Below are 19,457 nucleotides of genomic sequence, written 5' to 3' on the forward strand. Positions count from 1 at the left end.
TTGTACATTTCTCGCCAGCCGTGAGCCGACTCTCCATGGAAAAGACCTACCAACCCGAACAGATCGAAACCCGCTGGTACGAGCGCTGGGAAGCCGACAACCGCTTCGCCCCTTCCGGCAAGGGCAGGCCCTTTTCGATCATGATTCCACCGCCCAATGTGACCGGCAGCCTGCACATGGGCCACGCGTTCCAGGACACCATCATGGATACCCTGACGCGCTGGAAGCGGATGCAGGGTAACAATACCCTGTGGCAGGTAGGCACCGACCACGCCGGTATCGCCACGCAAATGCTGGTAGAGCGCAAAATCGCCGCCGAAGAAGGCAAAACCCGCCATGATCTCGGCCGCGATGCGTTTATCGATAAAGTATGGGAGTGGAAGCAAGAATCGGGCGACCATATTACTCGCCAGCTGCGCCGCATGGGTGCCAGCGTTGACTGGTCGCGTGAACGCTTCACCATGGACGACGGTTTCTACAAAGCGGTGCAGGAAGTGTTTGTGCGCCTGCATGAAGAGAAACTGATTTACCGCGGCAAGCGTTTGGTCAACTGGGACCCCACGCTGCACACCGCCATTTCTGATCTGGAAGTGGAGAACAAAGAGCAGCAGGGCAGCTTCTGGCACTTCCGCTACCCGCTGGCGGACGGCGTTAAAACCGACGACGGCAAGGATTACTTGGTGGTCGCCACTACCCGCCCGGAAACCCTACTGGGCGATACCGGCGTGGCGGTGAATCCAGACGATCCGCGCTACGCCTCGCTGGTCGGCAAGTTCATCGAGCTGCCGCTGGTCGGTCGTCGTATTCCGGTGGTCGCCGACGAACACGCTGATATGGAAAAAGGCTCCGGCTGCGTCAAGGTCACCCCGGCTCACGACTTCAACGACTACGAAGTCGGCAAGCGCCAGAACCACCTGCTGATCAACGTCTTCTCTAAAAACGCGGCGATTCTTGAGCAGGCCGAGATCTTTGATCTCAAGGGCCAACCCCAGCCGGATGCAGACGCCCGCCTGCCCGCCAAGTACGCCGGGCTCGACCGCTTTGAAGCGCGCAAGCTGATCGTCGCCGATATGGATGCCCTGGGCCTGCTGGAACAAGTCGAAGCTGTTAACAACACCATGCCCTATGGCGACCGCTCCGGCGACGTCATCGAGCCGCTGTTGACCGACCAGTGGTTTGTGGCCGTGGAAAGCCTCGCCAAGCCCGCCATTGAAGCAGTGGAAAGTGGCGATATCCAGTTCGTGCCCAAAAATTACGAAAACATGTACTTCGCCTGGATGCGCGACCTGCAGGACTGGTGCATCTCCCGCCAGCTGTGGTGGGGCCACCGCATTCCCGCCTGGTATGACCCCGAAGGCAACGTCTACGTTGCCCGCAGCGAAGAGGAAGCCCGGGAGAAGTACGCACTCGACCCCGAGGTGGTGCTTACTCAGGACGAAGACGTACTCGACACTTGGTTCAGCTCAGGCCTGTGGACCTTTGGCACCCTCGGCTGGCCGGAACAAACGCCGGAGCTGGAAACCTTCCACCCCACCAGCGTGCTGGTCACCGGTTTTGACATTATCTTCTTCTGGGTCGCCCGGATGATCATGATGACCCTGAAGTTCACCAAGCAGGTACCGTTCAAGACGGTTTACGTGCACGGCTTGGTGCGCGACGGTCAGGGGCAGAAGATGTCCAAATCCAAGGGCAATGTGCTGGATCCCATCGACCTGATCGACGGCATCAGCCTGGATGCGCTGCTCGAAAAACGCACCGGCAATATGCTGCAGCCGAAACAGGCCAAGGCGATTGCCAAGGCCACCAAGGACGAATTTAAAGACGGCATTGAAGCCCACGGCACCGATGCGCTGCGCTTTACGTTCCTCTCCCAAGCCACCACCGGGCGCGATATCAAGTTTGATATGAACCGCCTGGATGGCTACCGCAACTTCTGCAACAAGCTGTGGAACGCCTCGCGCTACGTGTTGATGAACGCTGAAGGCGAGGACTGCGGCACCGATGGTAGCGAGGTTGAGCTTTCCCTGGCCGACCGCTGGATTATCTCGCAGCTGCAAAAGGTTGAGGCCCAGGTCACTAAGGCGCTGGAAGAGTACCGCTTCGACCACGCCGCCCAGGCGCTGTATGAGTTCGTTTGGAACGAGTACTGCGACTGGTATTTGGAGCTTTCCAAGCCTGTTTTATGGGATGAAAATGCCACGGTAGAGGCGAAGCGGGGAACGCGCCGCACCTTGGTACGTGTACTCGAAGCGATTCTGCGCCTGGCTCACCCGATGATGCCCTATATCACCGAAGAGATTTGGCAGCGCGTGTCCCCGCTGGCGGGCATGTATATGGGCGAAGACGCCTCGATCATGCTGCAAGCCTGGCCGGAAGTCGACGAAAGCAAAATCGACGACCAGGCCAGCCGGGATATTGAGTGGCTGAAAGGCGTCATTATCGCCGTACGTAATATCCGCGCTGAAATGAACATCGCCCCCGGCAAACCGCTGGACGTGCTGCTCACCAAAGGCAAACCGGAAGACGCCAAGCGCCTGGAGAGCAACCGCCACTTCCTTTCAAAACTGGCCAAGTTGGAAAGCGTTAGCTGGCTTGACAACCCCGACGACGCACCCCTCTCAGCCACACAGCTAGTCGGCGATATGGAAGTGCTGGTGCCAATGGCGGATTTGATCGATAAAAATGCCGAGCTCAAACGCCTCAGCAAAGAAATCGACAAGCAGGACAAGCTGATCGGCGGCATCGAGAAGAAGCTCAGCAACGACGGCTTTATCGCCAAAGCCCCGCTCGCCGTGGTGGATAAAGAACGCAGCAAGCTGGCCGAATTCCAAGCCGCTAAAAAGCTGTTGGAAGAACAAAAAGCGAAAATTGAAGCGTTGTAAGGTTGGTTCGTAGGTAGTAGCGAAACAAAAACGGCACCTCATCGGTGCCGTTTTTGTTTTTTGGCAACCGATGTGGGAACTGGTGGATCAATGAGTGTTTATGTCATGCTTTTCATCGCCTGGGGCGCCGGTCTTATGGCTCTTTTCGGCGGCTTTTTAGCGCATGTTGAGGGCACTGCTAATACGCTTGCCAAACAAGAGCTGGTGCATGGCATCACAGCGTTTGGCGGTGGCATTTTAATGGCCGCAGTGGCCTTTGCGCTGGTGCCAGAGGGTATGCGTGAGTTAAATGCTTGGCAATTAACGGGGTTGTTTGCGGCAGGCGGAATCACTTTTTGTATTTTGGACGCCTGGTTGCAAAACAATGAAGGCAATGTCGCACAATTTATGGCGATGTTATTAGACTTTGTGCCGGAAGCGATTTCACTTGGCGCGGTGTTTGCTGCTAACCCGCAACTGGGTGTCTTACTGGCTATTTTTATAGCGGCACAAAATTTCCCCGAAGGATTTAACGCCTATCGTGAATTACGAGCCGCGAAGTTAACGACTAAAACAGCATTATGGGGACTATTGGGCGTGTCGTTTTTCGGGCCGCTGGCTGCAATAATGGGGTATTGGTGGCTGAGTGAGGCGCCACAAATTACGGCGATGATCATGAGCTTTGCAGCAGGCGGCATTCTGTATCTGGTGTTTCAGGACATTGCGCCGCAAGCGCGAATGCGCCGCCGTTGGACACCCTCACTGGGTGCCGTACTTGGCTTCATCATCGGCATGCTGAGTAAGCAGCTTTTAGGCTAGCCCTCAGTTTATAAATAAGGGTTTCCCCTCTATCACCGTCGCCCTAGCCACTTTTGCTTATAAAACGTGTAAGGTTGGTACAAGAATCGCCACTGAGTGGCATCGCTGATTCAGCAACGACACGGACGCTACTATGCCGACACCAACTGAAGCACGCTTAGACGCGCTGGCACGCGAATTAAAACGCGCTGGGATTAGCTACCAAACGCTCACCCCGATGGCGGATACCGGGCTTGCTCACGATCATGTGTGGATTCACCGCGAAGGTGATGACTGGGTAGCGCGGCTGCCCAAGCAGAGCCAGATGAACCTGCCGCCGGAAGAAAACCTGGCGTATCAGTCGGCGTGCTATGAGCGCTCGAGCCCTGGCGGGCACACGCCTCGGCTTTATGACGTACTGCCGCCAAGTGACCAGCTACCCCGTGGCGGACTGCTGGTGGAAGCTATCCGCGGCCGTTTGGCTCAGCTACCGGAAGACCTGCCCGCCATCGCGGAAGCGTTGGCTAGCCTGCACCGCCAACCGCTGCCTAGTGAGCAGGCGCCGCTGCTCGCGCCGACTGACCCTTGGCAGGCCATGGTCAGTGAAGTGCATCAACAAGCCCAATGGTTAGCGGATGCCCAGCTTTCGAGCAAAGTCACTCAGCGCATCAAGCAGGAGCTGGATCTACTCCCGCCCCGTTTAAGCGATGTCACCCCGACGCTAATTAGCTTTGACACCCACCCCGGTAACTTTTTAATCCGCGACGATGGCCGCGCGGTGCTGGTAGATTTAGAAAAGTGCCGCTATGGACTGCCGGGGATTGACCTCGCCCACACCTCGCTTTACACCTCGACCACCTGGGATATCAGCAGCCAGGCGGTGCTGACGCTAGAGGAAGTGATCCACTTTTACCGTCGCTGGCAGGCGGCCATGAGTGAAACGCCCAATACCGATACCCTGGTTGCCTGCCGCCGTGCTACCTGGCTATGGTCATTGACCTGGTGCGCCAAGTGGCGCTCCCAGTACTTAAACGCCCAGGATGCCCAGCAGCGTGGTGAAGACTGGTCGGCGGAACTCACCGACCCCGCGGTGATTGACCACGTGCGTGACCGCGTTGAGCACTACTTATCCATGCCGATTATTGATCACGTTCACAGCGAGCTACAGTGCTTACAGGCTTCCCTGTAACGCTTGTCCAATTTGAATAATTTTAAGTGAGGTGTGCGATGCCGAATAACCGCAACGGCCTGGTTGCCACGATTAGCATGACGATGTTGGCGCTGGCTCTTCCAGCCGCCGCCGACCCTGACCCCAGCGATTGGCCAGCGGTGCTGGATGAGGCTGAAGGTCAAACCGTTTACTGGAACGCCTGGGGTGGCGATACGCGCACCAATCGCTATATCGACTGGGTAGCCGAGCAAATGCAGGCGCAACACGATGTTGATGTGGAGCACGTCAAGCTGGACGATACCGGCAGCGCGGTGGCGCGGGTGCTGGCGGAAAAGCAGGCGGGCAACCACGACGACGGCAGTATTGATCTGATTTGGATCAATGGCGAGAACTTTGCCGCCATGCGCGAAAACGACCTGCTGTTTGGCCCCTTCGCCAGCGCACTGCCCAATTTTGCGCTCACTAACGCCGACGAGAACCCCGAGGTCGTCACCGACTTTACCCTCCCCACCGACGGCTACGAGTCACCCTGGGGAAAAGCGCAGATCACCTTTTATTACGACAGCGCCCAAACCGAGACACCGCCCCAGGATATGCAGGCGCTACTTGAGTGGGCCAAGAATAACCCCGGTCAGTTCAGCTACCCACGCATTCCCGACTTCACCGGCAGCACCTTTTTAAAGCAGGCGCTGATCGAACTCACCGACCAGGATGAGGCGCTTTACCAGCCGGTGAAGGACACCGACTTCGAGGCCGTGACAGAACCTCTGTGGGCCTATTTAGATGCGCTGCACACGCACCTGTGGCGTAGCGGAAGAGCGTTTCCCGATTCAGGCCCTCACTTGCGCGCGCTGATGAGCGATGGCGAGCTAAGTTTGGCGTTTTCGTTCTACCCCACCGATGCCGCCGTGGCGGTGAGGGAGTACGAACTGCCCGCAAGCGTACGCAGCTATGTATTGGAAGGCGGCACGCTGGGTAACGTCCACTTTGTGGCAATCCCCTATAACTCGCCACATAAAGCCGGTGCCATGGTGCTCGCCAACTTTCTCCTCTCCCCACAAGCCCAGGCCGAAAAGCAGTCGCTGGCCATGTGGGGCGACCGTAGCGTGCTGGATATCGAACAGCTAGACGCCGATGCCCAAGCGCTGTTTGAGCAGGGGGAACGCCACCCGTCTGAACTGCCCGCCGACGCGCTATCCAACACCCTACCCGAGCCGCACCCGAGTTGGATGACGGCGCTGCAAGACGCCTGGCTTGAGCGTTACGGCGTTAACTAACAATGCTGCGGCTGGCCCCGGCGCTGATCATCGCGTTGCTGGTACTGCCCGTTGGAGCGGGGCTGGTAATGGTTCTGCTGCCCGCGTTTGGCTACCTGCCAGCGCTAGGCGGCCACCACGCAAGCTTAGCCCCCTGGCAGACGCTGTTTGCCCAGCCGGGTCTGGGTCGCTCAGTAGCGGTCAGCTTTGCCAGTGGCTTGGTCAGCACGGCCATGGCGCTGATGATGGTGGTGCTGTTTTTGGCGGCCAGCCGAGGCACGTGGTTAGACCGCGGTATTCGGCGGCTCGTCTCACCGCTGCTGGCGGTTCCCCATGCAGCGGTTGCCTTTGGGTTTGCCTTTTTGATTGCGCCCTCGGGCCTGGTGGCCCGGCTGCTATCCCCCTCGCTAACGGGCTGGGAGCGTCCGCCGGACGCGCTAATCGTCAATGACCCCTGGGGGCTTTCGCTAATAGCGGGACTGGTGCTGAAAGAAATGCCCTTTCTACTGCTGATGAGCCTTGCCGCCTTACCGCAGTTACAGGTGGATAATCGGCTGATGTTGGCGCGCTCGCTGGGCTATTCGCCTACGATTGCCTGGTTAAAAACCGTGCTGCCCTCGCTGTATCCGCTGATCCGCCTGCCGGTGTATGCGGTCATCGCCTACGCCACCTCGGTGGTGGACATGGCCCTGATCCTGGGCCCAACGCTGCCACCTACGCTTAGCGTGTCTATCTTGAACTGGTTCAACGACCCGGATATCACCCGCCGCTTTATGGCCTCGGCGGCCGCGGTACTGCAACTTGGCGTAACCCTCGCGGCGCTGCTCTGCTGGTGGCTGCTTGAGCAGTTGACCCGCCTGTTGATGCAAAACTGGCTGACCAACGGCGGCCGCCAGCGGGGAGAAACCGCCCTGCGCGTGGTGGGCCGCTCGGCGTTACTGTTATCAAGTATGACGGCGCTAGCGGCCCTGGTCGGTTTGGGGCTTTTTTCACTGGCGGGCTTTTGGCGCTTTCCCGAGCTGCTGCCGCAGATGTTGACGCTGGATCACTGGCAGCGCAGCGCCCCTATGCTCGCCAAACCACTGCTTAATACCGCGCTGATCGGCCTGATTTCCACGGCGTTGGCCACGGCGCTGGTCTTGGCAACGCTGGAAAATGAACACCGCCAGCACCTTCAGCCCAAGCGCGCGCTGTGGCTACTGTATTTACCGCTTATCGTGCCGCAGATTGCCTTTCTGTTTGGGTTAATCGTGGCGGCGGAAAGCCTGGGCATTCGCCCTCAGCTAGGCTTGGTCATCGCCGGCCACCTGCTGTTTGTGCTGCCTTATGTCTACCTCTCACTGGCCGAAGCCTATCGCCGCTTGGATCCCCGCTGGCTGCAGGTGGCGCGCTCACTCGGCGTGTCACGTAACGCTGCTTTTTGGCGAGTTCGCCTGCCGCTATTATTAGCCCCGCTGTTAACGGCTTTTGCGGTAGGCTTGGCGATCAGCATTGGCCAATATTTGCCCACTCAACTGCTCGGTGCGGGCCGCGTGACCACCGTGACGACGGAGGCCGTGGCGCTCGCTTCTGGCAATAACCGACGTTTAATCGGCGTTTGGGCGCTCGTCCAGGCGGGGTTGCCGCTGGTTGGCTTTATGCTGGCCTTGGCGCTACCCCGCTTGTTGGGTGCCAAGCGCCGTGAACTCGCGACCTAAGAGGATTGCCGTGACCGCTTTCGCTACCGCACCGCTGCGCCTTGAGCAAATTCAAATCGCCCTCGCGGACCGAGCGTTATTGGCAGTGGACGCCACCATTGCGCCGGGTGAAGCGCTCACGGTGATGGGCCCTTCCGGCTCGGGAAAATCCACCCTGCTGGCGTATATGGCGGGCTTTCTCGACCCGGCCTTTAGCGCCAACGGCGGCGTCTGGCTGGGCGAGCGCAATCTGCTCAATTTACCGGCGGAGAAGCGCGGTATCGGGCTGCTGTTCCAAGACCCCTTGCTATTTCCGCATCTCAGCGTGGGCGGCAACTTACGCTTTGGCTTACCGTCTGGCGTCACTGATAAGTCACGGCAAGTGGCGCAGGCCTTGGCGCAAGTAGGGCTGGCAGGCTTTGAAAACCGCGACCCGGCCACGCTTTCCGGCGGGCAAAAAGCGCGGGTGGCGCTCATGCGCCTATTGCTCTCCAAGCCCCAAGCGGTGCTGCTGGACGAGCCGTTTTCCAAGCTGGATACCGCGCTGCGCCAGGAGATGCGCACGCTGGTGTTTAGCCAGCTGCACGCGGCTGGCCTGCCCGCGCTGCTGGTAACTCACGACCATGCAGATGCCAAGGCGGCGGGAGGGCAAGTCATTGAACTCGGGTGAACAGACACCTCGTCTCAGCATCGTGATACCGGTGCTAAACGAGGCCGCGGGCATTGCAGCGATGCTCGCAGCGCTACAACCGCTGCGTGGCCAGCCCCTTTCTCAACGGGCCGAAGTAATTGTGGTGGACGGCGGCAGCGGCGATAACAGCGGTTGCGCCGCCCAGCCACTGGCGGATCAGGTGCTCAGCAGCCAGCCTGGCCGCGCGCGGCAAATGAACCTGGGCGCACAGCAGGCCAGCGCCCCAGCGCTGTTGTTTTTGCATGCGGATACCCAACTGCCCGAAGACACCGTTGAGCAGATCACCCAGGCGCTTAACCGCCACGCCTGGGGGCGCTTTGCTATTGCGCTTTCAGGCCGCAGCCGCTGGTTACCCGTGGTCAGCTGGATGATGATTCAGCGCTCGAAGCTTACCGGCATCGCCACCGGCGACCAGGGCATCTTTGTCCGCGCAAGCACCTTCAAGGCCGTGGGTGGCTTTCCTGAGCAGCCGCTGATGGAAGATATTGCGCTGTCTAAGCGGCTCAAACAGATATCTTCCCCCGCCTGCTTGAAGGCCAAAGTGGTAAGCTCGGGAAGGCGCTGGGATCAGCACGGCGCATGGCAAACCATCTACCTGATGTGGCGGCTGCGCTATCGCTACTGGCGCGGCGCGAGCGCCATCCAACTCGCCAAGGAGTATCGCGATGCCCGTTAAAAGCGAGGCGCTGCCTCACTTGCACCTGCTGGCCAAGGCACCGCTGCCAGGGCAGGCGAAAACACGCTTAGCGCCATTGCTAGGTGCTGACGGCGCCGCCCTCGCCCATGCCGAACTAGTCAGGCACTGCGTCGCCAACGCCTGCCAGGCGCTGCCTGCCGCACGGGTCACGCTATGGACCGCGCTTGATCACGCCCACCCGCTGTTTATTGAGCTTCGTGAGGCGTTGGGTTTGACCTTAACCCCCCAACCCGACGGCGACCTGGGCGCCCGGATTCGTTGCGCGCTGAACAGCACCCCAGGCCCCACCATGCTAATGGGCAGCGACTGCCCGAGCATCAGCGCTGAACTGATTGCGGCCTGCGCCCACCGGCTGGCCAGCCACGATGTGGTTATATTACCCGCTGAAGACGGCGGCTACGGTTTGATCGGCACCCGCCAAGACTACCCCGGGCTGTTTGAGGCGATCCCCTGGGGCAGCGAGAGCGTACTGACTGCAACGCAGCAACGGATTGCAGCCCTCGGCTTAACGGCCGCTTACCCAGCCACCATTTGGGATGTCGATCGTCCCGAAGACTGGCAGCGCTGGAAAGGCTTAACCGTCGCGGTGTAAGGAAACTGGCTGTTTTCACACTATTTCGCATAACTGTTTTGCATAACTGTTTCGCATAACTGAGCAGCACAGCTGGGCAGCACAACTGAGCAGCTTGATTGAGCAGAACGATTTTTATCACTAAGCGCTGGAGCCTACCGTGACCCGACAACGTTTGATTATTGCCGCGCTACTGCTAATCGCCATTGGGGCGTATTTTCTCAGCGGTGCCCATCAATGGTTCACCCTGGATACGCTAAAAGCCTACCAAAGCGACTTCCAAGCGGTGTTCAACCAACACCCCTGGCAGGTGGCCGGCATCTTTTTTGCCGTTTACGTAGTAATGACCGCGCTTTCCCTGCCGGGTGCAACGCTGCTGACATTGTTGGGCGGGGCGCTCTTTGGCCTCGGTTGGGGGCTGTTGATCATCTCGTTTGCCAGCACCCTGGGTGCTACATTGGCTTTTTTACTATCACGGTTTTTATTCCAAAAGCCGATTGAGAGACGCTTCCCACGTCAGTTCGCCGCGGTGAATCGCGGCGTCGAGCGCGACGGTGCCCTTTACCTCTTTACGCTGCGTTTAGTGCCTGCCTTTCCGTTCTTTATGATCAATCTCGTCATGGGGCTAACGCGGATTAAAACCATCACGTTTTATTGGGTAAGCCAAGTGGCCATGCTTCCCGGCACGGCGATCTACGTCAATGCGGGCGGCCAGCTCGGTGAGCTGGAAAGCTTAGGCGGCATTATCTCGCCGACGCTGCTGGCGTCGTTTGCACTGCTGGCGGTTTTCCCCTGGATAGCCCGGCGCATTGTGCTGTTGGTGCAAAAGCGCAAGGCCTATCAAGGTTTTACCCGCCCGCAGCGATTTGACTACGACATCCTAGTGATCGGCGCTGGCTCCGCGGGGTTGGTCACCAGCTATATCGCCAGTGCGGTTAACGCCAAGGTGGCACTGGTGGAAAAACATAAAATGGGCGGCGACTGTCTGAATACCGGCTGCGTGCCCTCCAAGGCGCTCATTCGCGCCGCCCGTGCCGCCCATGAGATCCGCACCGCGCATCGCTTCGGTGTCTCCGCCCGCGAACCACAGATCGATTTTGCCAAGGTGATGGGACACGTCCATCAATCGATTACCGCGATCGAACCCCACGACAGCGTTGAGCGCTACACAGGCCTGGGCGTTGAGGTCTACCAGGACCACGCCATGCTGCGCTCGCCTTGGGAGATTCAGGTCGGTGATAAAACCCTCACCGCCCGGCATATCGTTTTGGCCACCGGCGCCCGGCCACGGGTGCCGGCGCTACCGGGCATCGAACTAGCGCCGGTGCTGACGTCTGAGAACCTCTGGTCGTTAACTGAATTGCCCAAGCGCTTGGTGGTACTCGGCGGCGGCGCGATCGGCTGTGAACTGAGCCAAAGTTTTGCCCGCCTGGGCAGTCAGGTCACCCTGGTGGAAGGACTTCCCCAACTGCTGAGCCGCGAAGACCATGAGGTCGGCGAGCACGTAGCAGCCACCCTGGCTGGCGAAGGTGTCACGGTAATGACCAACACCCAGGCGCTGGAAGTGCTTAGTGAGGAAGAGGGTAGCTATCAGCTAGCCGTCGAGCATCAGGGCGAGCGCGTCACGCTTGCCTTTGACTATCTGCTGGTCAGCGTGGGCCGCCAAGCCAATGTGGAGGGCTTGGGGCTTGAGGCGCTGGGCATCACCACCACGCAAGCTGGCACCCTGGAGCTTAACGAGCGGCTGCAAACCCGCCTGCCCAATATCTGGGCCTGCGGTGATTTGGCTGGGCCTTACCAGCTCACCCACGCGGCGGCTCATCAAGCATGGCACGCCGCGGTCAATGCGCTGTTTGGCGAGCTGAAAAGCTTTGCAGTGGATTATCGCTACATGCCCGCCGTTACCTATGTACAGCCGGAAGTCGCCCGGGTCGGGCTCAACGAGAAGGAGGCGATCGATAAAGGCATTGCCTATGAAGTAACCCGCTATGCCATGAGCGAAAGCGACCGCGCGATTGCCGAAGGCGCCAGCGAGGGCTTTATTAAAGTACTGACCGTGCCCGGCCGCGACAAGATTCTCGGCGCAACCATCGTGGCCGAAAACGCCGGCGAGTGGCTAGGTGAGTTCACCATTGCCATGAAGCACGGTCTGGGGCTCAACAAGCTGCTGGGGACCATTCACCCCTACCCAACACTTGGCGAGGCCGCCAAAGCCACGGCTGGCGTTTGGAAAAACGCCCATAAACCCGAGCGGGTGCTGGCACTCTTGAAGCGCTACTTCAACTGGCGGCGCGGTGAAGGACAATGAAGCGGCTGTTACTCATCGGCGCGGGCCATGCCCATGCCTTGGTGCTTGAAGCCTTTGCCCAACAGCCTGATTCGGGCATCGCGATTACCGTTGTCAGCGACAGTCCTTTAGCCGCTTACTCCGGCAGCGTACCGGCATGGCTGGCGGGAGAGTGTACGCTGCGTGAAACGCAAATTGACGTGGCGGCGCTGTGTCAGCGTGCCAATGCGCGGCTTATTGTTTCACCCGTTAACGCCATCGACACCCAGGCGCGTTACGTAGCGCTTGCCGATGGCGAGCGCATTGCGTTTGACGTCGCCTCGTTAAATATCGGCTCGACCCTGGCCAGCCCAGAGCAGCACGGCGAACAGTCCCCCAAACTGCTGGCCATGCGCCCACTAAGCACGCTGCACCAGCGCTGGCAGGGGCTACAAGATGATATTCGCCAACTGCCCCGTGATATCCCCCAACGCGTTGTGGGCGTTGGCGGTGGAGCCGCTGGCTGCGAAACGCTGATGAGCGTGCTGGCCCAGCTACGTGAAAAGCGTCCGGATATCGACTGGCAGGGCCATTTGCTCAGTGCCAGCGACGCACTACTGCCTGGTGCCGGTTACCTGCCGCGCTGGCTGACCCAGCGAGCGCTATCACGCGCAGGCATTCACGTGCACCGGCAGGTACGTGGGCGTGCCTTGGTAGACGGCGGCGTATTAACTCATTGTAACCTGATCGTTCGTGCCGACATTGTGCTGTGGGCAACCGGGGCAGTCGGCCACCACTGGCTGATTGATACCCCGCTGCCGCTGGATAAGCACCGCTTCATTGGTGTCGACAATACGTTGGAAGTCATTGGCCAGCCGGGAATTTTTGCCGCTGGTGACTGTGCGGCGTTGACGCCACCCCTGCCGAATGCAGGGGTTTATGCGGTGCGCATGGGCCCGCACTTAGCGGACAACCTGCGCCGCGCCTGCCACAATGAGCCGTTAACCGCCTGGCATCCGCCCAAACGCGTATTGGCACTGATTGGCACCGGCGACGGCCGCGCGATTGCCAGCCGCGGCGCCTTTGGGGTGGCAGGAAAGTGGGTATGGCAATGGAAAAGGCGGATTGACGCGCGCTTTATCGCCCGCTTCAATCCGCCTTTTGAGGACTAATTTTTGAACACGAATTAATGTGCTTCGCGCCAGCCGCCTAACACGCGACTATCCGGACCAAAGAACACCAACCGATCATGGTCAATCAAATAGCGGTAGGCAGTCTCCAGCATATCGGTGACGCGCTGGGCATCGTTCATTTGCGGGCAAGCCATGCGTGTGGTTGCCAGCTCGCTAAACTCGATACGCTGGTTATCGCCTAGCGTTACCTCACCGCTAAAGCGGTTACAGCCGTCGTGACCGCTAACGTTGCCTGCATTATCAATCCGGAAAAATGGCGTTTCCGGCATCGATAGCCGCTCATTGGTGCCCACCAGCAGTAGATTCCAACGCTGCTCAACGATAGGCCCGGAGAGTTCAGCCCCTCTGGGTTCTTCCCGCGGCGCCGAGCTTGGCCCCGGCGCGCTGCTACAGGCACTTAATAGCAGCGCGGCCGAGGTAAGCCATGGCAGTAAATGCCAACCTTTCATGGTCTTGGTGATCCTTTCCTATGGCACGCTTACCAGCTGCCGGTGTTTTCCATCGACGCCCAGGGCTCTTGTGGCGCTAGCGCATCGCCCTTTTGCAGCAGCTCTACCGAGATACCATCAGGCGACTTAACAAACGCCATATGGCCGTCGCGGGGCGGGCGATTAATCGTCACGCCGTTATCCTGGAGCTTTTGGCAAAGCGCGTAAATATCCTCCACACGGTAGGCCAAATGGCCGAAATTGCGCCCGCCGGTATACTCTTCCGGGTCCCAGTTATAGGTCAGTTCCAGTTCAGGGGCGGTGAGCTGGGCGGAACGTTCCTCATCGTCAGGGGCGGCGAGGAAAACAAGCGTAAAGCGGCCTTTTTCATTCTCTTTGCGGCGGACTTCTTTAAGGCCTAGCAGGTCACAGTAAAAATGCAGTGAAGCATCCAAATCACTAATGCGGACCATGGTGTGTAGATATTGCATAACAGCTCCTGATTACCAAAAGTAGGAAGGTTTCTACGTCTACTGTGCCATAAAATTGCTTTGCTAGAATATAGAGGTAGCCGTCTCACTGACAATGGGTATTTATGCTACCTCATACGCTACATGGACGCTTTGAGTCATACCTTGAAGCGTTAGCTCCCCCGACTCGAGCATGCAGCCCGTGCTCCCCGCTTCAAGGACGACGGCTACGGCCTGAACCGGGTAGAGAACCGCTTGGCCAGGTAAAATCAAACCGAAACGCGTTAGCCATTCATATCCGCCAGCAACAGCAGCACACCAAGGAAGTACAGCACCATGATGGTGACGCTTTCCCAGCCGATACTCCCCGGCCCCTGCTCCTGGCGGCGGATCAACCCCATCATCAGGATGCTCGACATCACCAGGGTCAATGACACCCAAAGGATCACATCAGCGGTCATGGTGTGGTAGATGGACCCCGGCCGATAAGCGATGTCCGAGGCCGCCGTGAACAGGGTATCGAAGGCATTGCCGCCAATGATACCGCCCACTGCCAGGGTCAAGGCCCCCCGGCGAACCGCGGCAATCGAGGTGACAAGCTCAGGGATCGAGGTGCTCACGGCCGTCAGTAGCACCCCGACCGCCGTCTGGCTGAGCCCTGTCTTGACCGCAATATTGTTCGCCGTAGGGGCCAGCACCCAACCGGCGAAACCCAGACCAATCAACAGTAACAAAAAGGTGATCCATAGCCGAGGCAACGAAGGCATTGCCGAGATTTCATCCGGCGTGTCCTCGCGTGTTTCGCGCGTGACCGAGGGTTTCCACATGGGATACAGCCGGGCGCCCCGCACCAGATGAATGCCATATATATACAGCCCCAGCAGTATCGGCGTGACCGGATGAATGCCCCACAAGGAGACATCGGGCAGCTTGGGGGTCAGAAGAATCAGGCCCAGAAGAGTGATCAGTAAAGCGTTTTGCAACATGTTGGGAACGGAGGCAGCCGCATGTTCCAGGTTTGCGCGCCGATAGGCCAGATCGGCCACCACCAGAAACAAGGTTTGCACGGCAATACCGCCCAACGCATTACTTACCGCCAGTTCAGGATGACCTTTCCAGGCAGCGGTCACCGAGAGTACCGCGCCGCCGGCCGAGGTCGAGGCTCCCAGCAATACCGCACCGGCGACCGCTTCCCCGAGCCCTGTCCGGTCGGCGAGCTGGTCGACCACACGCGTAATCCATATACCCAACACAGTAATGGTCAAGGCACATAGCGCAAAGACACCCGCACTTTCGGACAATGACCAGCTTGCAGGACTCAATGGATCCAAATCACCTCCTATGCTCGCTTTGGTGGTTGTTATTCATGTGTCTTCTAGTTTCGATCCAGTCCCGTTATAACATTCTCCCACAAGCAACAAGCAAGGATAAGTCGTCTTTCATGCTGTCTTTGGTTTTCATACTAGTAGAGGGAAGCGTTGACTGTGCAGTATCAGGCTGCGATAGGCGCATACAGGAACGACTGTGGAAAAGACCTGTCGAGAAAAGGTGTCGAAACCGATAGCCAAACGCAACTCGACACATACGACACCGTACGAAGGGGCCAACAAGGGCAAGATGCTCGTGCGCTTGTAATAGCCCTTTGCAATAGCCCTTTGAAATAGCTCTTTGTAATAGCCCCCGAGCCAGCAAACAAACGCCCGGCCGTCATTTCATGGCGGCCAAGCAAGAAAACAACCATTCAAAATGTGGCGTGTCGATACAGGGGGCTAAGATCACCCTGCCACTGGCGCTGAAAGAGCTTGCGCCACTTCTCCGCCGGGCTGAGCCTTGCCTGGATAATATCCTGGAGCGGCTGCAAATAAAGCGCTTCATCCGCGCCGTCCACGTCCACTTTTTGGCGCCTTTTGAGTCCCTCATGGGCTAACGCCGTCACGTAGTTCAACGCCGCGAGCAAAGACTCTGCGGGATATATCCCCGCTACGGACACCTCGGCGCTTTCCGCCATGCCCACTTCGGGCAGGTAATGCCTCAGCTGGTTCAAGCGTGCCACGTCACATCCTTCGATAAAACTCAGCGCCTTGCTCAGCGCTTGATCATCGTAAAGAATGCCCGTCCAGAACGCCGCCAATGCCATGCTATGTTCCAGCGTCAGGGAATCATTACCCCGCAACTCCAGGTGATCCTTCAGCCTTACATCATGCATCAAGGTATTGAGGTGGTCTTGCCAGTCCTTGAGCGTGGGTTTTTCTCCAGGCAGCTCAGGCAATGCCCCCTGCATCAGGTCGGTGAAAAAACGTCCGGCAAGATCCACATGCACGCCATTTCTTTTCACCGAGTACATGGGTACTTCCAACGCCCGCTGCACGTAGGTGGAAAAGCTCAGGTCCGGCGAAAACACCAGCGGAAGGATGCCACAACGCGCCGAATCAGTGTGCAGCCAGACGTAGTTGCGATAAGAAGTCATCTGGCTGTCTCGGCCGTCGGCGAAGGGTGAGTTGGCCAGCGCCACCATCACCAAGGGCTGCAAGGCCATTGCCACGCGATACTTATCGCGCATGTCCTGCTCGCTGCAAAAGTCGAAATTTAGCTGAAACGAGCAGGTGCGCGTCATCATGTCCAGGCCATGAACGCCCACCTTGGGCATATAGCCGCGCATGATGTGAAAGCGACTTTTAGGCATCCAGTCCGCTGCTTTTCGCTTCCACTGCGGGGCGAATCCCAAGGCCATTACACCCAGCCCCATTTCATCGGCCAGTTTCGAAAGTTGCAGGCGATGTTCGAGCATTTCCTGATAAACACCGTGCAGATCGGCCCAAGGACTTCCGGAAAGCTCAAGCTGTCCCGCCGGCTCCAAGGTAATAGCAGCCCCCTCACGTTTCAGGCCGATGAGATTGTCCTGTTCGAAGCTCGGCTGCCATCCAAAACGCTGCCACCTAGTCAGTAGCGCCTGAATGCCGGGATCTCCGGCATAGTGCAATAGACTGTGGTCGTAGCGCGAAAAAATGAATTTTTCGTGCTCGATGCCGATCAAGCACTGTGCTTTTGGCTTGCACTGCGCCGCAAAGTCATCGCATAGGCGTTGGGTGTCGATCATTGCTTGCATAATCAGCTCGGTGTCGGGGCATTTTCGGCGATCAGCCCTTCTTCCTTCAGCGCCTGCCAGAATTCGGCCGGGATATCGGCATCCATCGAGGCGCGGTTTTCTCGTGCCTGAACGGCATTGCGCGCACCGGGAATGGTGGCGGCGACCACATCGGGCGCGGCGGTGAACTGCAAGGCGGCGGTGCGCAGATCGGTACCATGTTCATGTGCGATCGCGCTCAACCGATCACGCTGCTTCCAATATCCCTCGGGGATATCCTTGCTGTACATCCAGTAATGGGTTCCGGCAAGAAAGCCCGAGCCCAGCGGTGCGCCGATCACCAGCGATACGTCATTGTCGCGGCACTTCGGAAACAGGCGGTTCAAGGCATCTTCATGGTTGATCAAGGTGTACTGCGTGGCCTGCAGAATTATATCCGGGTCAGCGTTATCAATGGCTGCAAGGCTCGGTTCGATGTCATTGACCCCCATTCCCCAGGCGCCGATGATACCTTCCTCGCGCATACGGGTTAGCTCAGGCATGGCCCCATCGGTGGCGGTCTTGAGATATTGCGTCCACTCCTCGCCCATGTCCTCGTTGCTGGGCGCCAGGTCATGAATGTAGACGATATCGATCTTGGGTAGCCCCAGGCGCTGAAGGCTATCCTCCACCGAGCGACGCACCCCGGCGGCGCTGTAGTCGTAGCGGTAATCGAAATTAAGTCTCCCTGCCCAGATACTGATATTGCTCGCCGAGGCATCCGGCACCAGTAGCCGCCCTACCTTGGTCGACAACACATAATCGCCGGGTGGCTTGTTATCCAGGAAATGCCCCATACGGCGCTCGGACAACCCCAAGCCGTACCAGGGCGAGGTGTCAAAATGGCGCACCCCGTTGTCCCAGCATGCCTCAAGCATGAGCCGGGCCTCGTCATCGGGCGTCACTCTGAACATGTTGCCAAGTTGGGTGCCACCCACGCCGAATTGGGCTTCCGGGGGAAACAGGCCGGAGGCGAGCGGCGGGTTACGAGGGAGTGCCGAGGCGCTGCTAGCGTTGGTGGCATTGTTCCCGCTGGTTCTATTGTCGGTAGCCAACAATGGCGGTGCTGCGGTGGCTGCGGCGGCAATGACTGCGCCGCTCAGAAATTCTCGACGATTCGGCATCATTTTTCTCCCTGACAAGAATAAAGAATAAGACTCCGTCGAGAATAAGACTGGAACAGGATCGTCAAACTCGCCAGTCATTGAGCAAGACGGTCATTGATATAGCGCTTCAGTTTAAGGGCGTCCTGAGCGCCGCAAGCCTGCTTGGTGTTATTGAAATAGATGTAGACATCCCGGCCGTTCTGAAGCTGCTCGACAACCCGCCGGGCTTCGGCAACCAGAAACTGCGACGAGTAACTCCCAGCGTAGTTATCGCCATGAAAGCGTAGATAAGTCCAGTCTGCGGTCATTACCCTGGGGTGATCCTCGAGCATGTCATGAATGCACAGCGCCGCGGCATGCTTGCGCAGTACCTCGTAGACATCCTCGTTGAACCAGCTCGGATCACGCAACTCAACCACCCAGCGCCACTTTCCGGGCACCTGTTCCAAAAACGTATCCAGGCGCTCGGGTCGCACCCGCCACCTGGGCGGTAATTGCAGCAGAATCGGCCCAAGATGTTTTTCGAGCCGTTCAGCCACCTCGACAAAGGCCGGGATGCTCTTCTCAGGGTCCTTGAGTCGCTTGATATGGCTGCCGTAACGGCTGAACTTGAGGGCATATTCAAAGCCTTCCGGTGCTGCCTCGCGCCAGTTATCGAAGGTCTCGGCGGTGGGGAGATTGTAAAACGTATTATTGATTTCCACCGTATCGAACTGCTCGGCATAGTAATCGAACCATGCCTTTTGCGGCATGTCTTGCGGGTAGAAACGCCCTTTCCAATCACGGTATTGATACCCGGATGTGCCGAGGCGCAATCGACCCATCGGCGTTTTACTCTCTGCTGTCTGCTTGGTCATGGGATACTTCCCGTAAAAACCGAATAAAAAACGAGTATAGTGGCCGATGGACCATTGCAAATGAGCATGGGTCAAACTTTGATAAGTATTGGTCACTTCGTTGGAGTAAGGGTCACGTTATCCAAGACGCAGGCCCAGCCAGCCGTTCAAGCGCCGATTTCTAGATCAGACTTTATCAGCCTATTTCTATGAAATAGTATGGATCTTCTACTCTCACCCGATTACTTCTCCCTGCTTGGCGGCGCTGCCTTGCTTGACTAGGCTGACTGAATAATCAGCAGATTCAAGCTCA

Annotated in this window: 16 protein-coding genes; 10 read left to right on the forward strand and 6 right to left on the reverse strand. The window is 58.3% G+C overall.

Annotated features, from left to right (window positions below):
• The first annotated feature begins 35 nt into the window (after nucleotides 1–35).
• The 10 genes from HVA01_RS08670 (at nucleotide 36) to HVA01_RS08715 (ending at nucleotide 13,159) form a co-directional block, all read left to right on the forward strand.
• Nucleotides 36–2,882 (forward strand): valine--tRNA ligase, encoded by a 2,847-nt coding sequence (locus HVA01_RS08670; protein WP_146874894.1) that lies wholly within the window; start codon nucleotides 36–38, stop codon nucleotides 2,880–2,882.
• Between the two features lie 90 nt (nucleotides 2,883–2,972).
• Nucleotides 2,973–3,680 carry a ZIP family metal transporter gene (locus HVA01_RS08675; protein WP_146874896.1) on the forward strand — a complete coding sequence of 236 codons (708 nt, stop codon included), beginning with the start codon at nucleotides 2,973–2,975 and terminating at the stop codon, nucleotides 3,678–3,680.
• 133 nt (nucleotides 3,681–3,813) lie between these two features.
• The gene (locus HVA01_RS08680; RefSeq protein WP_146874898.1) at nucleotides 3,814–4,848 is read left to right on the forward strand and encodes an aminoglycoside phosphotransferase family protein; all 1,035 of its coding nucleotides are present in this window, start codon (nucleotides 3,814–3,816) and stop codon (nucleotides 4,846–4,848) included.
• A gap of 38 nt (nucleotides 4,849–4,886) precedes the next feature.
• The gene (locus HVA01_RS08685; RefSeq protein WP_146874900.1) at nucleotides 4,887–6,107 is read left to right on the forward strand and encodes an ABC transporter substrate-binding protein; all 1,221 of its coding nucleotides are present in this window, start codon (nucleotides 4,887–4,889) and stop codon (nucleotides 6,105–6,107) included.
• A gap of 2 nt (nucleotides 6,108–6,109) precedes the next feature.
• On the forward strand, nucleotides 6,110–7,783 hold the full coding sequence (locus HVA01_RS08690) for an ABC transporter permease (RefSeq protein ID WP_146874902.1): 1,674 nt from the start codon (nucleotides 6,110–6,112) through the stop codon (nucleotides 7,781–7,783).
• A gap of 10 nt (nucleotides 7,784–7,793) precedes the next feature.
• Complete coding sequence (locus HVA01_RS08695; protein WP_146874904.1) at nucleotides 7,794–8,432, forward strand: ATP-binding cassette domain-containing protein; 639 nt, start codon at nucleotides 7,794–7,796, stop codon at nucleotides 8,430–8,432.
• The gene (locus tag HVA01_RS08700) at nucleotides 8,419–9,129 is read left to right on the forward strand and encodes a TIGR04283 family arsenosugar biosynthesis glycosyltransferase (protein ID WP_246129561.1); all 711 of its coding nucleotides are present in this window, start codon (nucleotides 8,419–8,421) and stop codon (nucleotides 9,127–9,129) included. Before HVA01_RS08695 ends, HVA01_RS08700 begins: the two co-directional genes overlap by 14 nt.
• Nucleotides 9,119–9,742, forward strand: a complete 624-nt coding sequence (locus HVA01_RS08705) for a TIGR04282 family arsenosugar biosynthesis glycosyltransferase (RefSeq protein WP_146874908.1) — start codon at nucleotides 9,119–9,121, stop codon at nucleotides 9,740–9,742. Before HVA01_RS08700 ends, HVA01_RS08705 begins: the two co-directional genes overlap by 11 nt.
• 139 nt (nucleotides 9,743–9,881) lie before the next feature.
• Nucleotides 9,882–12,029 (forward strand): dihydrolipoyl dehydrogenase family protein, encoded by a 2,148-nt coding sequence (locus tag HVA01_RS08710; protein ID WP_146874910.1) that lies wholly within the window; start codon nucleotides 9,882–9,884, stop codon nucleotides 12,027–12,029.
• The gene (locus HVA01_RS08715) at nucleotides 12,026–13,159 is read left to right on the forward strand and encodes an FAD-dependent oxidoreductase (RefSeq protein ID WP_146874912.1); all 1,134 of its coding nucleotides are present in this window, start codon (nucleotides 12,026–12,028) and stop codon (nucleotides 13,157–13,159) included. Before HVA01_RS08710 ends, HVA01_RS08715 begins: the two co-directional genes overlap by 4 nt.
• A gap of 14 nt (nucleotides 13,160–13,173) precedes the next feature.
• Here the strand turns inward: HVA01_RS08715 and HVA01_RS08720 are convergent, their stop codons facing one another.
• From HVA01_RS08720 to HVA01_RS08745, 6 genes are all read right to left on the reverse strand, one after another.
• Nucleotides 13,174–13,629 (reverse strand): META domain-containing protein, encoded by a 456-nt coding sequence (locus HVA01_RS08720; RefSeq protein WP_146874914.1) that lies wholly within the window; start codon nucleotides 13,627–13,629, stop codon nucleotides 13,174–13,176.
• 29 nt (nucleotides 13,630–13,658) lie between these two features.
• Nucleotides 13,659–14,099, reverse strand: coding sequence for a lactoylglutathione lyase (gloA, locus tag HVA01_RS08725; RefSeq protein ID WP_146874916.1), 441 nt, complete (start codon nucleotides 14,097–14,099; stop codon nucleotides 13,659–13,661).
• Nucleotides 14,100–14,362: 263 nt separating this feature from the next.
• Nucleotides 14,363–15,409, reverse strand: a complete 1,047-nt coding sequence (locus HVA01_RS08730; RefSeq protein ID WP_146874918.1) for a sodium:calcium antiporter — start codon at nucleotides 15,407–15,409, stop codon at nucleotides 14,363–14,365.
• Nucleotides 15,410–15,819: 410 nt separating this feature from the next.
• Nucleotides 15,820–17,184 carry a glutamate--cysteine ligase gene (locus tag HVA01_RS08735; protein ID WP_146874920.1) on the reverse strand — a complete coding sequence of 455 codons (1,365 nt, stop codon included), beginning with the start codon at nucleotides 17,182–17,184 and terminating at the stop codon, nucleotides 15,820–15,822.
• A gap of 2 nt (nucleotides 17,185–17,186) precedes the next feature.
• The gene (locus HVA01_RS08740) at nucleotides 17,187–18,326 is read right to left on the reverse strand and encodes an aldo/keto reductase (RefSeq protein ID WP_146874922.1); all 1,140 of its coding nucleotides are present in this window, start codon (nucleotides 18,324–18,326) and stop codon (nucleotides 17,187–17,189) included.
• A gap of 77 nt (nucleotides 18,327–18,403) precedes the next feature.
• Nucleotides 18,404–19,165 (reverse strand): DUF72 domain-containing protein, encoded by a 762-nt coding sequence (locus HVA01_RS08745; RefSeq protein WP_218031546.1) that lies wholly within the window; start codon nucleotides 19,163–19,165, stop codon nucleotides 18,404–18,406.
• Nucleotides 19,166–19,457: the final 292 nt, after the last annotated feature.

Source organism: Halovibrio variabilis, from assembly GCF_007991175.1.
Lineage (GTDB): Bacteria > Pseudomonadota > Gammaproteobacteria > Pseudomonadales > Halomonadaceae > Vreelandella > Vreelandella variabilis.